Here is a 14,811-nt window from a genome sequence, read left to right on the forward strand (position 1 = left end):
CGGTGCGGCAGTCCGGGACTACAGCTCAGTGACGGGTCTGTCGGACGAGAGACTCCAGGAACTCGAGGTTGGGGATCCAGGCATTTTCCCCGTCCACTTCCACTTGCATCAGGTCAGCGGGGCCGGGTTCGCCCTCCAGCTTCCTGACCTGGTCCTCGGTCAGGCGGGCCTGGCTGGGAATACCCTGGGTAACCAGGGCCATGAACGGAACGTCCTTGTGGTGGTCCCCGATGCTGTTGAGCACCACAATCCGGCCGCGGTTATCGCCGGGCACGGTCAGAGCGCCGCCGTTGGCCGCATCGTAGGAAATCACCGGGAGCTGCAGCCCCCGCCAGTCCAGATAACCCACAAGCCACTCCGGCGTGTTGGCTCCCGCATCGGTGCTGGCGTAGTCCACTACTTCCGCAATCGAGACGTTGGGCAGCAACAGTTGCCGGCCGCTCATGGGAATCATGACGCAGGAGAGGGTTTGGCTGTTGTCATTCATTGCTTGTTTCCTCAGGCGGAGTCCCGTTTCTGCCGGCCCTTGAGCAGGCAGGATTCTTCAATGGCTTTTACCAATTCCCGGGCCAGTTGCTCCGGGGTACCGCAAAATCCGGTGCAGCCGGTTGCTGCTACGGAGTCCGGCATCGAGCTGTTGCCGCAACTGGTGCTTTCCTGGACCCAGATCCGGCTGCCGTAGGCTTTTAGCAGAGGCGCCGCAATAGCGCCGTCGTTGCCCATGCCGGAAAAAAGAATGGCATGGCAATGCTGGCCATAATGATCAGCAATATTCAGCAGCACCTGGTCAATGGAAGGGCCGTAGGGCCCCGGCCAGCTGTTGCTGGTCTCCGTCAGCGCACCCTGCTCGTTCAATTTCCATTCGTGTTCAACCGGCATCAGTACCACATCGCCGTTTTTTACCCGGTAGCCTTCATCTGCCCGTTTGAGTTTGTAATGGGCATGGCGGCCCAGCACCCGGGTCAGCACATCGGTGAAATTGCCATCGATGTGCTGGGCGTAGATAAAACCTACCGGAAGGCCGGCTGGAAGGTGATCGAGGAAAGTCTTGACCGCCGCCGGGCCACCAAGTGAGGCGCCCAGAATCCAGACCTCCTCGGCCACCGATCCGGGATCCGCCGGCGAAATCCAGTGTGGCAGATCCGGAGAGGGAGGAGCGGCCGCTGCGTCCTCCTCCAGTTGCTCCAGCGTCGCCTCGGAATCCAGTTCTTCCAGGTGCCCCAGCTGTTGCTCCAGCTTGCCCAACAGTCGCCGTTCCCAGCGAAAATAATCGGTGCTGCCGGGCTTGGGCGCTTGGTCCAGACCGAAGAGCACCGGTGCTTCGGTGTTCTCCAGAAGGTGATCGAACAGCACCGGGTGATCCGCTTCGTCTTCCAGGGTCACCAGCCAGAGGCTGGCATCCGGAAATTCCGGATAGCCCTGGAGTCGGTCCGGATCCCCGGAAAAGCAGACGTCGAGACCGAATTTGGCCGTGGCGGCCTGCAAGCGATGACGCTGCAGAACCACATCCGAGACAATCCCGACTCGTGGCCTGGCGGACTGGCCAGCCATCACTGCCTTCCGGTCAGCCGCTCAATCGTCTCAAGCAACTCGGTTTCCTGGAACGGCTTGCCGAGATACTCATTTACACCGATGGCGAGCGCCCGCTCACGGTGCTTTTCACCGGTACGGGAGGTGATCATGCAGATCGGGGTTTCCCGCAGGTTATCGTCGTGGCGCACGAAGCTGGCAACCTCGAAGCCATCCATGCGTGGCATCTCGATATCCAGAAGAATGATGTCCGGTTTGTGGTCCTGAAGCTGGGCCACAGCATCCAGGCCGTCTTTCGCGGTGATGACTTCCATGCCGTTGCGCTCCAGCAGTCGCGATGTAACCTTCCTAACGGTAACCGAATCGTCCACCACCATAACCACGGTGGCCTGCTCCTCATACCGAGCCGACTCGCGGGCCTTCTCAAGGTTGGCCAGACGCTGGCGTTCAGACAATATGTCGGAACGGATCATCGCCGGCAGGTCGAGAATCACCACCACGTTGCCATCGCCCAGGATGGTGGCGCCGGACACGCCCCGGACCGTGCTGAACTGCGGGCCCAGGGATTTAACAACGATTTCCCGGCTACCCATCAGGTTATCCACCTGCAGGGCCATGGGCTGTTCGGCGCCACGAACCAGAATTACCGGAAGCGGCAGGGCCTGGCCCTGCAGCTTGGGATGGTGGTCACTGTTCAGCAGGCTGCCGAGGTACTGAAGCCGGTATTCCTGGCCGGCATATTCGTACATCGGCGCGTCCGGTTTGTAGTACTCTTCGAGCTCGTAAGTGCTGACCCGGACAATACCTTCAATAGTGTTCAGCGGGATGGCGTAGAAGTCTTCGCCGGTGGAAACCATCAGGGCCCGGTTGACCGATACCGTGAACGGCAGGCGCACCGTGAAGGTCGTGCCACGACCTACAGAAGAATCAATATCCAGGCTGCCGCCGAGCTGCTTGATTTCGCTGGCAACCACATCCATGCCTACACCACGGCCGGAAATCTGGGTCACCTGTTGCGCGGTCGAGAAACCGGGCTGCAGAATGAACTGCAGGATTTCCCGTTCCGACAGGTCCTCGTCTTTGCGCAGCAAGCCCTGGCGGATGGCCTTGTCACGGATGACCGAGGAGGGAATGCCGGCGCCGTCGTCAATCATCCGCAGTACCACATCACCACCTTCCCGGGTCAGTGACAGGGTCACTTCGCCGGTTTCAGGCTTGCCGGATTTCATGCGGTCGGCGGGGCTCTCGATGCCGTGATCAAGCGCGTTCCGGAGCATGTGCTCAAGAGGCGCAATCATTCGTTCAAGGATGTTACGGTCCATCTCGCCTTCGGCGTTACGGACATCAAACTCCACTTTCTTGCCAAGTTCGCCGCTGATCTGGCGAACGATCCGGCGCAGGCGAGGCACCATGGAGGCAAACGGAATCATCCGGGTCTTCATCAGACCTTCCTGGAGTTCCGTATTGATCCGTGACTGTTGTACCAGCAGGGTTTCGGTGTCTCTTACCCGGTCCGACAGGGTTTCACGAAGGTCCGTCAGGTCAGAGGAGGACTCGGTCAGGGCCCGTGACAGCTGCTGAATGGAAGAGTAACGGTCCATTTCCAGGGGATCGAAATCATCCCCGTAGTCCGGCCCGTGTTCCTTTTCGGCACTGAACAGGATCTGGGCTTCGGTCTCGATTTCCATGCGTCGCAACTGTTCACGCAACCGCTCGATGGTGGCGGCCATTTCGTCCAGGGTGTGGCCGAAATCGCTGGTCTGTTGCTCCAGCCGTCCACGGGTGATACTGGTTTCACCCGCCAGGTTGACCAGCTCGTCCAGCAGCGGCGCAGATACCCGGATGGTTTCCTGGGCAGCCCGCTGTGCTTCTGTCGCCTGTTTGCGAACTTTGGCGGGAGACCTGGCAGGCTTCGGTTCCGGTGCTGCCGGTTGCTCGGCTTTGGCTGGCTGTTCCGGCTCTGGCGTGACGGGAGCTGGCCTGGGCTCTTCGGCCTGGGCCGGTTCCGGCGCAGACGCACCGGATTCAAACCGTTTCTGGATATCGGAGACCAGGGCAATAATGGCGTCGTGGTCGTCGGTAATAGCCTGCCACTGTTGTTCGTCCGGGGCATTTCCGCCCAGATCGATCAGGCGGGTTTCAAAGGCGTGGGCCTTGTCGCCAAGCTGGGTTAGCTGGGACAGGCGGGCGCCACCCTTGAGGGTGTGCAATGCCCGCTGGGCTTCCTGATTGAAGTTGTGGTTTGCGGGCTCTTTGCGCCAATCATCGAGCAGCTGTTCCAGCTGATCCATGATTTCCCCGGCTTCTTCGAGGAAGATTTCCAGCACTTCCGGGTCAATGGCTTCCTGTCCGGTTTCAGCGGTTTCTTCCCGGAGTTCAGCAGTTTCTTCGGCGGCGACATCGTGGGCTGAACGGAAGTCGGCGAGGAGAGCAGTATCGGGTTCGGCCTTGCTACCATCTTCCAGGCTATTAAGCATGCCCTTCAGGCTGATCAGTGCCCGGTCGCTTAGGCTGAGCAGAGTCTTCTGGTTGTTGGCGCCCGAAATCAGGGGGTCGAGGGCATCGGACCAGGCTTCTGCCAGATCGGCAATCGGGTCTACGTCGGACAGTCTCGCCCCGCCCTTCAGGGTATGCAACTCCTGCTGCAACTGGGTCAGACCGGTCAGTTCCTCTGGTTCATCCCGCCACTGGTCGAGACACTCACTGATGGCATCCTGGATTTCCAGACCTTCGTCCAGGAAGATGCCAATCAGGTCGTCATCACTGGCCTGAGCGAGGGTATCGCTGAGGCTGGTGGTTTCCGACGGTGCCTCGCCACGAAGAAGAGACTGAACCTGCGCAACCAGTTCGTCTGCCGGCGGGCAGGGTTTCTGGGTGGCGACCTGTTCGACCATCTGGGCCAGCCGGTCATGGCAGGCGAACAGCAAGTCGTTCATGGTATCGCTGGCTTCCAGATGACCTTCGGCAACCTTCTCGAAAAGGTCTTCGAGAACATGGGTCAGATCGCCAATGGCGTCCACGCCGGCCATTCTGGCGCCACCCTTGAGGGTGTGCACATCCCTTTGGAGTTCTGCGGCAACCGCACGATCCGAGGGATTCTCGGTCCAGGTGTGCAGGGCACTGCCGGTGGAATTGATCAGGTCGTAGGCTTCTTCCAGGAAGATGCCCAGCAGTTCCGGATCTAGGTGGGAGAGGTCGGTTACGCCCTCCTCCACATCCGGTTCCTGTTCAGCGGCAGCCTCTGACGGTTCGAGCTCCTCCGGCTCATCAAGGTCCGGAAGGGGAGCATGCTCCCCGGAGCTGTCCTCCAGATCAGACTGGTCGCCCGGGCCACTGACGTTAGTCACCGATCGTGTCCCGGTAGAGCTGTCCATGTAAGCCTGGATCTCACCGATCAGATCCGGTGCCGGGCGTGGTGCTTCCCTGGCGTCCAGGTTCTCGACCATACCGGCCAGGCGATCGTGGCAACGGAACAGCAGATCTGAAAGCTCATGGTTAATCGACAGCCGTTGTTCAGTCAGTCCTTCGAACAGGTTCTCCAGCTCGTGCGAGAGATCGCCAACCGCTGGAATATCTGCCAATCGTGCACCGCCCTTGAGGGTGTGCAGGTCCCTTTGCAGCAGGCGGAGGATATCGAGGTTGCCGGTATTTTCGCTCCAGCTCTGGAGAGCTTCTGCGGTGCTGTCGATGAGGTCCTTGGCTTCTTCCAGGAAGATCTCTGCCAGCTCCTCGTCCATATCATCTTCAGATTCTGACATTTCCGGCAGGGGCGGCTGCTCCTCGGCCGGGGATGCTTCTTCCGAAGGCGCCTCGATCTCATCCATGTTGAAGCTGAGATCGATCTCTTCCAGGTCGTCGGTGAACTCCCGTTCGAAGGCATCCGGTTCGGCGTGTTCTTCCGTTGGGGCCTGCTTCAGAGCCTCGAGACTGGCAACCAGCTCGTCACTGGACTCGGTGGCGAGTCCGGCGGCGACCTGATCCATCATGTTGATCAGTTGTTCGTGGGCCGCACGAACGGTCTCAAAGAAGCCGTCATCGGGCGCTCCACCGTTTTCGGCGGCGGAATCGTAAGTTTCCTTAAGGGCACCCGAGAGTGCGGCCACATCTGAAAGACCAGCATCGGACGAACCCTGGGTGAGCTGCTCGAGTTCGGAGCGAAGCTGATCCAGTGAGCCAGTCTCCTGGGGGTTCGCGGCCCAGTGATCAAGAATCCGGTCGGCATCAAGAACGATATCCAGACCTTCGTTGAGGAACAGTTGAATCAGCTGAGAGGGCGCTTCCTGCTGATGCTGGTCGGTTCTGTCCTCGCTATGAGTGCGCAGCGTCTCATCCGTGAGGCGATCCAGTTTTTCAAGGAACGCTTCAGTACCTGGCAGGGAGATCTGTGGGTTTTCGCGTATCTGGGCCAGGCCCTGGGTCAGGAAATCGCAGGCAGACTCGATCAGCGAGAGAACCTCGCGGTTGGCCCGTTTGTTCTGGGCGCGGGATTCCTTGACGAACCTTTCCAGTGGCGTGATGACTGCCGCGATCGGTGCAATGCCGGCCGTATGGGCGCTGCCCTTGAGTGTGTGCAGGGCCCGGGACAGGTCGTCGGTATAGGTTACGGTCGTCTTGTCACCGGCGGTAGCCAGGAAGTCTTTCAGCGTTTGCAGGTGAGTCTCGGTTTCGCTCTCAAAGATGTCGAGCAAAACCGGATCAACGGCATCTTCGTCAGCTTCTATGGTGCTGGCGCCGGTCTCTGTTCCCGTCTCGTCGATGGGTTCCGCGGCGGGCATCATGCTGGCGTCCGGGATTTCTCCATTGGCCAGAGCGTTGGCCCGGGCTTCAAGACTGGAAGTGTCCAGCGAGGGTGCCCGGCGCTTTTCAAAATCCTCAACCAGTGCCGGCAGATTGGCGGTGACATCGTCCAGCAGGCTGGCAATGTCGTCATTCATGAAGATGCTGCCGTCGATGACCCGGTTCAGCATGTTTTCCACGGACCAGGCAAGTTCCCCGACTACCAGCGCGCCTACCATCCGGCCACTGCCCTTCAGGGTATGGAATGCCCGGCGAACCTCGGATAATGCGCTGCGGTCATCGTGTTGGCGCAGGAGCATGGGAAGGTATTCGCGGATGGTTTCCAGTACCTCACCGGCTTCCTCGATAAAGATTTCAAGGATCTCGTCGTCGATCAGGTCGTCGTCATCGCCGGCCTCTTCAAATGCGGCGCCGGCTGCGCTGGTGTCTGCGGGCGTGAACTCCGGTTCCTCGACAGGCGGCAGCTGTTCCAATGGCGCTTCAGCTGCTTCTTGAGCAACCGTTTCGGCCGGTGCGTCCCCTTCGGTGCGGCGGGTGGTAGCCATGGCTTCGGCGCGCTGAATGAGCTCACCGACATCACCGGCCGTCTGGCCAGCCTTGAATTCCCGAATCAGAGAGGGAATGCGGGCATTGACCTCATCAACCAGGGTAAACATGTCGTCGGTCGGGCGGATGGTCTGGTCGATAACCCGGTTGAGCAGGTTTTCCACCGACCAGGCCAGTTCACCAATACTGGTTGCGCCGACGAGGCGGCCGCTGCCCTTGAGCGTATGGAAAGCCCGACGAACTTCGGTCAGGGCCTCATGGTCATCATGATGCTGGCGCAGGCGCGGGTAAAACTCATGGATGGTTTCGAGAACTTCCTCGGCTTCCTCAACAAAAATGCCGAGAATTTCATCGTCCAGAAGCTCCGAATCCGAGCTCTTGGACTCATCGGGTGTGGTCGCACTGGTTTCTGGAAGCTCTTCGACCGGCTCAACCACGGGAATTTCTTCCGCGGCGGATACGGACCAGGTAGGCTCGGCACCAACCGGAAAACCGAGGGAAGCAAGGCTGTCCTCTGCCACTCTGAGGATGGAGTCGTTCTCTCCGATCCCTTCGGCAAGACGCTCCAGGTAATACTCAATGCTGGTAACCGCATCGGCCAGGATGTCGAGCTGTTTCCAGTCCGGCACCTGCTTGCTGCCCAGCAGAACGTCGGTAATGTAGCGCTCGGCTGAGGCCAGCATGTCGGCAACGCGATCCAGCGGAATCAGACTGAGACCACCGCGGATGCTGTGTAGCAGGCCGGGCACGTGCTCAATTTCCCGGGTATCCCATTGTGAGGCAATGAAGTTCACAATGGCGGACTTGACCTGTTCCAGCGTGTTCCGGGATTCTCTCAGCAGGGCGCCGCTGGCTTCTCCAAGCTCACGAGAGCCCAGGTTGATCGGGGCATCGGTGGTTTCGTCACCAGACGTTTCCTGGCGGCCTTCTGCGTCCAGGCCGGCCAGACTGGCTTCTACATAGAGCAGTGCACCGGCAATGTCCATCAGGGTGCCGTCATCAACCTGTTCTGTCTGGGCGCTGAGTTTCTCGACCAGTTCAACCTGCTCGGTGACGACCTTTCGCGGAATGCCAAGACCAAGTACCGCCAGGGTATTGGCCACCTGGCGCAGTCCCGGCAGCAGGTCTTCAAGCTCGCTGTTCTGGCGCAGCTCTGAACGTACATACAGGTCGAGCTGATCTTTCAGCTTGGCCAATTCTTCGTTAAGCGCGCCGACGACCGAGTGAATCGCATCTCGGCCAGGGCCGGAGACCCGGCTTCGGGCGGCATCCACGTCGTCTTCGGAGGGCAGGGCCTGGTTGAGCTGGTAAGCTTCCCGAAGGGCACTGACCTGGGGTGAATCCAGATCCCGGGCACGAGCCACGTAATACAGCAGGTGCTTGAGGAGGGCTTCAGGCACTGGTTGCTGGAGAACATCCGCGTGCTCATCGGTCAGTCGGCGTATTTCGCTGTCCAGTTCCCGAAGCAGGGACTTCACAGCTGCATTCACCGGATTGACGTTTGCCTGCAGGGTCTCAACAAATGCACTGGCGGCTTTCCAGAGTTCGCCCCTGGGCGTTTTCTGGCATAACCGGATCAGCCGCTGGAGGACCTTCTGCATGTAATCGAAATGGGCGCTGAGATCCGCTTCCCGGATGACGCCGGCCAGAGCGAACTGGTACATCTGCCGCAGCTTGCGGATGTGGCCGAGAACCGTCGGGTCCTGCAGTCGCTGCGAAACCTTTCCGGTGACCCGGATCTTTGAGGGGCTGAGATCGGGTTTGAACAGTGACGTATCAGACAGCAGCGGTTCGCCCCGGGCAGCACGGAGGTCGTTCAGCAGCGGCAGCAGCACCATCGGAAAATCGTCCTGGCTGCTGGCCAGGTGCTCAAGGTACTGGGGCAACTGAAGGATTGCCTGCATCAGTACTTCGACGGCTTCATCGGTATTGGCGACGGTGTCGTTCAGTACCGCCTGGGTGAGCTTTTCCATTTCTTCGGTAAGCAGCGCCGCACCATAAAGCTCGACCATTTGCAGGGTGCCATGCACCTGATGGAGATAATTCAGGCAGAAGCGCAGGCGCGCAGTGTCGTCACGATTCTCGACATACGCTTCCAGTGCATGCTGACCCTGAGTCAGCGTGTCCTGTATTTCGCCCCGAACCCAGTCGAGGGCGATGCTGTCATGGTGATTGCCCATAACCACTCCGGTTATTCTTCGTCAGTCTGGCGTTTTATCCACGCCAGCACATGTTCCGAGGGAACTCTCTGTAAACCTGGAGGCTGCCAATCGGTCAGTTCCCCCTGGCCCAGCACCAGCAAACCCCCGGGCGCCAGCCGCTCTGCAAGTCGCTTGACAATTTCCCGCCGGCGCCAGCGGCGAAAATAAATCAGCAGATTCTGGCAGAAGATAATGTTCATCCCGTGCATGGGTGCCTTGTCGAGATCCAGAACGTTCAGTCTGGTAAAGCACACCCTGTCACGGATGCTATTCACAATTTCTACAGTATTCCGCTCGGCCGGGCGGAAATACCGGGATTTCATGCCCTCGTCCATTCCCAGCAATTTGCGCGGATTGAACTGGCCGTTCCTGGCCTTGTCTATCACGGGCTTGCTGATATCAGAGCCGGTGACGCCAAACAGCGGCTGCAACGCCAGCTGACTCATGCATTCGTTCAGCACCATGGCCAGTGTGTATGGCTCCTCCCCGGTGGAGCATCCGACACTCCAGGCTTCCAGGGGACGCTTTTTCAACGGCTCCCTGGGTCTTGTCAGAACATAGTCGGAAACCAGCCTGAAGGCGTCGGGATCCCGAAAGAACCGGGTTTCCTGTACCGTCAGTCTGTCTACCAGCGTTGACCATTCCCTGATCGCATCAGGCCCGGAGACAATTTTTTCGTAATAGGCCTGATAACTGCTGCAGCCTATCTCCCGCATCCGGATTCCAAGATTGGTTTCCAGAAAGGACCGGCGCTCGGTAGACAGCGTTATGCCTGTGCGATGTTCCAGCAGGGTTCGCCACTGGCTGAACTGCGCCTCGTCCATATCGGGGAGTCGGCGCAGTGACCAGATGCCCTCGGCAGGTGACAGGTTGTTATGCATTTGCGCCATAAACCGTCAACAGCCCTGGACCCGAAATCAGCCCACCACCGGAACGTCGCTGTCTTCCTCTTCTTCCTGATCAGCCTCGTCTTCTTCTGGCAGGGTGAAGCCGGCAACGGAGGACCGCAGCTCGGACGCCATTTCTGCCAGGTTACCGATGGACTTCGCTGTCGCATTGGTACCGGAGGAAGTCTGGGAGGTGATTTCCTGGATTACGTTCATGGTGTTGGAAATGTGCGCTGCAGACGACGACTGCTGACGTGCGGCGTTGGAGATGTTCTGGATCAGTTCCGCCAGAGACATGGATACGTTCTCGATTTCCTCGAGGGCGATACCCGCGTCCTGGGCCAGACGGGCACCACGGACCACCTCAGCGGTGGTGTGTTCCATGGAGATAACCGCTTCGTTGGTGTCAGACTGGATCGTCTTGACCAGCGCTTCAATCTGCTTGGTTGCCGCAGAGGAACGTTCCGCGAGGCGCTGAACCTCGTCCGCTACAACCGCGAAGCCCCGGCCCGCATCACCGGCCATAGAGGCCTGGATTGCTGCGTTCAGGGACAGGATGTTGGTCTGGTCGGCAATGTCGTTGATCAGGGATACGATGTCACCGATTTCCTGGGAAGATTCACCCAGACGCTTGATCCGTTTGGACGTTTCCTGGATCTGCTCACGAATATTGTCCATGCCGCGGATGGTGTTCTGTACCACTTCCGCGCCTTTCTTGGCGATCGCAACCGACCGCTCCGCAACCGCGGAGGATTCAGCAGCGTTCGAGGATACCTGGTCGATGGACACCGCCATCTCGTTCACCGCAGCGGAGGCGCCGGCAATTTCCTGGGCCTGGTGCTCGGAAGCGTCGGCCAGATGCATGGCCGTGGCCTGGGTTTCCTGGGCGGCTGACGCTACTCGTACGGCCGTACCACGAATCGCCTGCACCAGACCGCGCATCTGGTCGATCGCGTAGTTGATGGAGTCGGCGATGGCACCGGTGAAGTCCTCGGTAACCGTGGCCTCGGTGGTCAGGTCACCGTCGGCCAGGTCAGCCAGTTCGTCCAGCAGTCGCAGGATCGCGTTCTGATTCTGTTCGTTCTGTTCCTGGGTGGTCGCCAGTCGGGCCTGGGCTTCCCGGTAAAGGGCGAGGCCGATGAACACAACAATGGCCACCATGGCGGCAAGAAGAGCAAAGGCCAGCGTCGGGCTGATCAATCGCGAGCCGGACTGGTTGCGGAGATTCTCCGCCAGTACCGACAGCTCGGAGAGCAGTACTTCGGAATTCTGGAAGATGTCGCTGGCGGCGGTGCGTACCTTGAAGAGGTCGGGAGAGGCTTCAAGGATGGCGTCCACGTTCTGGGACACGAATTCAAACAGTTCGGCTACGGCTTCGAGGCCGTAGATTGCGTCTTCATCGGTTACCCGCGAGATGCCCATGGCTTCGTTGCCGTTGAGCTGACCGTCCAGAACCCGGCCAAACAGGCTGGCGTCCCGGCCGAAACGGTCGGCGGCGATAACCGCATCCTCGTCACCGGACAGTACGTTGTTAACCGAGCGGACAATCCGTTCTGCCAGCAGGGACTGGCGCTGTGCCAGTGCGATCTGTTCGGCCGGGGCGTTGTTGTCCAGCAGGATCTGTACGATGTCGTCGTACTCTACCTGCAGCTGCGGAATGGTTTCGTTCAGGGTCCGGGCAACTTCGTGCAGGCCAAGCACGGCGTCCTGGGTGGAGAGGATGCTGTCGGCGTTTTCCCGGACAGTGTTCCAGTTCTCCTGTACACCGCTTTGCTGGGCCAGTTCACTCGGTGGCAGGCCGGTCTGCGGGTTACCCTCGGTTACGTTCGTCCAGAGCTGCTGGAATCCGTCCCGGGAGCTGCGCAACTGGTTGAATGCTTCGGCGGTGCCACCGGCAGCCTCGGTCGCGTTCTTGGCGATCTGCTGCGAGAGTACCCTCAGCTCGGCGGTGTTGGTAATGTATTGCTGATCGTTCTGGCTGTCTTTGTTGATAATGAACAGCACCACAACGAGCAGGACGGTGAGTGCGATCAGTGCGGCGATCAGGCCGGCAACCAGCTTGTTGCCCCCCTGTCCCATACCGAGTCTTCCGGCTCTGTTCTTCATTTTCTGGCTCCCGGCCTCTTCAAGAAATTGGCAAGTTTGTTTTATCGGGTTTCAGGCGGTCAGGGTGATGTTCCTGCCATTGTCACCACCCTTACCACTGTGCGACGTCCAGAAAGCGTTCGTCCTCGAGCAGGTCGACGGCCGAAAACACTTTCCAGACTTCTTCGTTGCGTTCGTATCCGCCTGAGACAAACGGTCGAACGTTTTCAGGCACGCCTTCGGGCGCATCCCGGAAACTGTCTGTTGCGAAGTACTGCATACCCAGCACGCTGTCGACCACGAGCCCACTGAAAATATCCCCCTGTTCAACCACCAGTACACGGCGCTCCCGTTGGCTTCGGGACGAGCGGGGAATATCAAAAAAGCCGGCGAGATCAACAAGAGGCAGGAGGCGGCCACGGACATTGGCGGCCCCGAGCAGAAACGGGCGAACCCCTGGAATATGGGTAAACCGGGGGACGTGGAGGATTTCAGTGACTTCACCCATTGGAGCAACGTAGCGTTCACCTGCAAGAACGAAGCCGATGCCGTTCCAGAGTTCAACGGCTTCCTGTTGTTCCGGCAGGCCGGCTGCCATGGACCGGCTGCGCTGGGCGATATCCGTCAGAACGGCAAAAGGGGCGGCCTGGGCGGACATGCTTACTCCACGGTTGGGGATCAGGCAATCAGACTGTTGATTGTTTTGATCAGATCGTCTTCGTTAACCGGCTTGACCAGATAACCCTTGGCGCCCTGGCGCGTGCCCCACACACGATCAGTTTCCTGATCCTTGGTGGTTACAATAACCACGGGGATGGAAGCGGTCTCCGGTGCGCGGGTCAGTTGACGGGTTGCCTGGAAGCCGTTCAGTCCCGGCATAACCACGTCCATCAGAACCAGATCCGGGGTTTCAGCACGGGCTTTGGCAACGCCGTCTGCACCATTATCGGCGGTCAGGACTTCGTGCTTGTGCTTTTCCAGAATCGTGGAAATTTTCTTAACCTCGGTAGGGGAATCGTCAACTATCAGAATGCGGGCCATGGTTTCCTCGATGGTTCTTGGTGTCAGCAGGTTTACCGTTCCGCCTGCGGAACGTACTGGCGGATGGTATTGAGAAGCTCATCCTTGCTGAACGGTTTGGTCAGGTACTGGTCCGAGCCTACGATCCGGCCTTTGGCCTTGTCGAACAGCCCGTCCTTGCTGGAGAGCATGATAACCGGCGTCTTTTTGAAGGAGGAATTGTTCTTGATGAGTGCGCAGGTCTGGTAGCCGTCCAGGCGGGGCATCATGATATCAACAAAGATGATGTCCGGCTGGGAATCGGCAATCTTGGCAAGAGCGTCAAAGCCGTCAGTTGCGGTGATGACCTCACAGCCGACCTTTTTCAGAAGGGTTTCTGCGGTGCGACGTATGGTTTTACTGTCGTCGATCACCATGATCTTCAAGTTCTCGAAGTTGTCATCCATTGTCCAACTGCCTTGCGCTCAGCGACTGTCATTATTTTAAAACGGGGTTTTTAACACAAACCTTAAGGTTCTTCTATAAACCCCGCTCATTTATAGATTATCAATGGCCGGATAAAAAGTATTAGTTTGTGACCAAATGTACTTCTGCCCGCAACGTCACGTAACTGACTGAGGATTTCTCCGGATGCATTCGCAGCTCGGGTACAATACCATCTGAGGTCACAGCATAGCACTTATCGCCCGGTGCACTCTGCAGACCGGTTCGTGTTTTTAACCCTCAGGAGCGTAAGAGAGCCTATGACCGTCCGCCTCGGGATCGTGATGGATCCGATTGAAGATATCCACTTCAAGAAAGACAGCTCACTGGCCATGTTGCTGGCTGCCCAGAAACGGGGTTGGCAGATTGAATACATGGAGTTGCCAGACATGTATCTGGATGGCGGCAAGGCAATGGCTCATACCCGGGACCTGACCGTTCATATGGATCCCGAGAACTGGTATAGCTTCGGCCCTGGCCAGGACCGGGCTCTGGGCGATCTGGATGTGATCCTGATGCGCAAGGATCCTCCGGTGGACCGGGAGTTCCTGATGGCCACCTACATTCTGGAGTCGGCCGAGCAACAGGGCGCGCTGGTGGTCAATCCTGCTTCAACACTGCGTGACTGCAATGAAAAGCTGTTCGCCACCCAGTTTGAGGACCTGACACCGCCCTTATTGGTCAGCCGTTCGGCGACCCGTTTCCGGAAGTTTTACGCCGAGCACGGTGATGTCATCATGAAACCGGTGGATGGGATGGGTGGCCACTCCATCTTCCGTATCCGGGAAAATGACTTCAATCTCGGGGTGATCATTGAGACCCTGACCAACTATGGCAGCCATCAGGCCATGGCCCAGAAATACATCCCGGAAATCAGTGACGGCGACAAGCGCATCCTGCTGATTGACGGTGAGCCGGTGCCCTATGCCCTTGCGCGAATTCCCTCCCACGGCGAGAATCGCGGCAACCTGGCCGCTGGCGGCCGAGGCGAAGGCCGTGAGCTGACCGCCCGGGATCGTGAGATCTGCGATCGTGTGGCGCCGGTAATCCGGGAGAAAGGCCTGATTTTTGTCGGACTGGACGTGATCGGTGATTATCTTACCGAGATCAATGTCACCAGCCCGACCTGCATCAGGGAACTTGATGCGGCCTTCGGGATCGATATCGGTGGCATGCTGATGGACGCCATTGCAAAGCGTCTGGGACAGGCGTAACCCGGCAACACTGGCGGGACAGGTTTAACGACAGGACCAAGATCAGGA

The 14,811-nt window shown here is 58.8% G+C and carries 9 protein-coding genes; 1 reads left to right on the forward strand and 8 read right to left on the reverse strand.

Going from position 1 to position 14,811, the window contains the following annotated elements:
• Window positions 1–25: 25 nt before the first annotated feature.
• From CLH62_RS12280 to pilG, 8 genes are all read right to left on the reverse strand, one after another.
• Window positions 26–487 carry a chemotaxis protein CheW gene (locus tag CLH62_RS12280; protein ID WP_099618433.1) on the reverse strand — a complete coding sequence of 154 codons (462 nt, stop codon included), beginning with the start codon at window positions 485–487 and terminating at the stop codon, window positions 26–28.
• An 11-nt stretch (window positions 488–498) separates the two neighbouring features.
• The gene (locus CLH62_RS12285) at window positions 499–1,551 is read right to left on the reverse strand and encodes a chemotaxis protein CheB (RefSeq protein WP_099618434.1); all 1,053 of its coding nucleotides are present in this window, start codon (window positions 1,549–1,551) and stop codon (window positions 499–501) included.
• Complete coding sequence (locus CLH62_RS12290; RefSeq protein ID WP_099618435.1) at window positions 1,551–9,053, reverse strand: hybrid sensor histidine kinase/response regulator; 7,503 nt, start codon at window positions 9,051–9,053, stop codon at window positions 1,551–1,553. The genes CLH62_RS12285 and CLH62_RS12290 overlap by 1 nt, the downstream gene beginning before the upstream one ends.
• An 11-nt stretch (window positions 9,054–9,064) precedes the next feature.
• On the reverse strand, window positions 9,065–9,964 hold the full coding sequence (locus CLH62_RS12295; protein WP_099618436.1) for a CheR family methyltransferase: 900 nt from the start codon (window positions 9,962–9,964) through the stop codon (window positions 9,065–9,067).
• Between the two features lie 27 nt (window positions 9,965–9,991).
• Entirely contained in the window at window positions 9,992–12,067 is a 2,076-nt protein-coding gene (locus CLH62_RS12300; RefSeq protein WP_170005793.1) for a methyl-accepting chemotaxis protein, read from the reverse strand.
• Between the two features lie 91 nt (window positions 12,068–12,158).
• Window positions 12,159–12,704, reverse strand: coding sequence for a chemotaxis protein CheW (locus tag CLH62_RS12305; protein WP_099618438.1), 546 nt, complete (start codon window positions 12,702–12,704; stop codon window positions 12,159–12,161).
• 20 nt (window positions 12,705–12,724) lie between these two features.
• Complete coding sequence (pilH, locus tag CLH62_RS12310; protein WP_011787171.1) at window positions 12,725–13,087, reverse strand: twitching motility response regulator PilH; 363 nt, start codon at window positions 13,085–13,087, stop codon at window positions 12,725–12,727.
• A 32-nt stretch (window positions 13,088–13,119) separates the two neighbouring features.
• Window positions 13,120–13,512 carry a twitching motility response regulator PilG gene (gene pilG, locus CLH62_RS12315; RefSeq protein WP_099618439.1) on the reverse strand — a complete coding sequence of 131 codons (393 nt, stop codon included), beginning with the start codon at window positions 13,510–13,512 and terminating at the stop codon, window positions 13,120–13,122.
• Window positions 13,513–13,809: 297 nt separating this feature from the next.
• Between pilG and gshB the strand changes: the two genes are divergently transcribed.
• Window positions 13,810–14,763, forward strand: a complete 954-nt coding sequence (gene gshB, locus CLH62_RS12320) for a glutathione synthase (protein WP_099618440.1) — start codon at window positions 13,810–13,812, stop codon at window positions 14,761–14,763.
• The last annotated feature ends 48 nt before the right edge of the window (window positions 14,764–14,811 follow it).

This window comes from Marinobacter guineae (assembly GCF_002744735.1).
GTDB lineage: Bacteria > Pseudomonadota > Gammaproteobacteria > Pseudomonadales > Oleiphilaceae > Marinobacter > Marinobacter guineae.

Excerpts from the sequence above, each read along its gene's own strand:
- CLH62_RS12280 (WP_099618433.1), bottom strand. The coding sequence starts at position 487 with ATGAATGACAACAGCCAAACCCTCTCCTGCGTCATGATTCCCATGAGC.
- CLH62_RS12285 (WP_099618434.1), bottom strand. The coding sequence starts at position 1,551 with ATGGCTGGCCAGTCCGCCAGGCCACGAGTCGGGATTGTCTCGGATGTG.
- CLH62_RS12290 (WP_099618435.1), bottom strand. The coding sequence starts at position 9,053 with ATGGGCAATCACCATGACAGCATCGCCCTCGACTGGGTTCGGGGCGAA.
- CLH62_RS12295 (WP_099618436.1), bottom strand. The coding sequence starts at position 9,964 with ATGGCGCAAATGCATAACAACCTGTCACCTGCCGAGGGCATCTGGTCA.
- CLH62_RS12300 (WP_170005793.1), bottom strand. The coding sequence starts at position 12,067 with ATGAAGAACAGAGCCGGAAGACTCGGTATGGGACAGGGGGGCAACAAG.
- CLH62_RS12305 (WP_099618438.1), bottom strand. The coding sequence starts at position 12,704 with ATGTCCGCCCAGGCCGCCCCTTTTGCCGTTCTGACGGATATCGCCCAG.
- pilH (WP_011787171.1), bottom strand. The coding sequence starts at position 13,087 with ATGGCCCGCATTCTGATAGTTGACGATTCCCCTACCGAGGTTAAGAAA.
- pilG (WP_099618439.1), bottom strand. The coding sequence starts at position 13,512 with ATGGATGACAACTTCGAGAACTTGAAGATCATGGTGATCGACGACAGT.
- gshB (WP_099618440.1), top strand. The coding sequence starts at position 13,810 with ATGACCGTCCGCCTCGGGATCGTGATGGATCCGATTGAAGATATCCAC.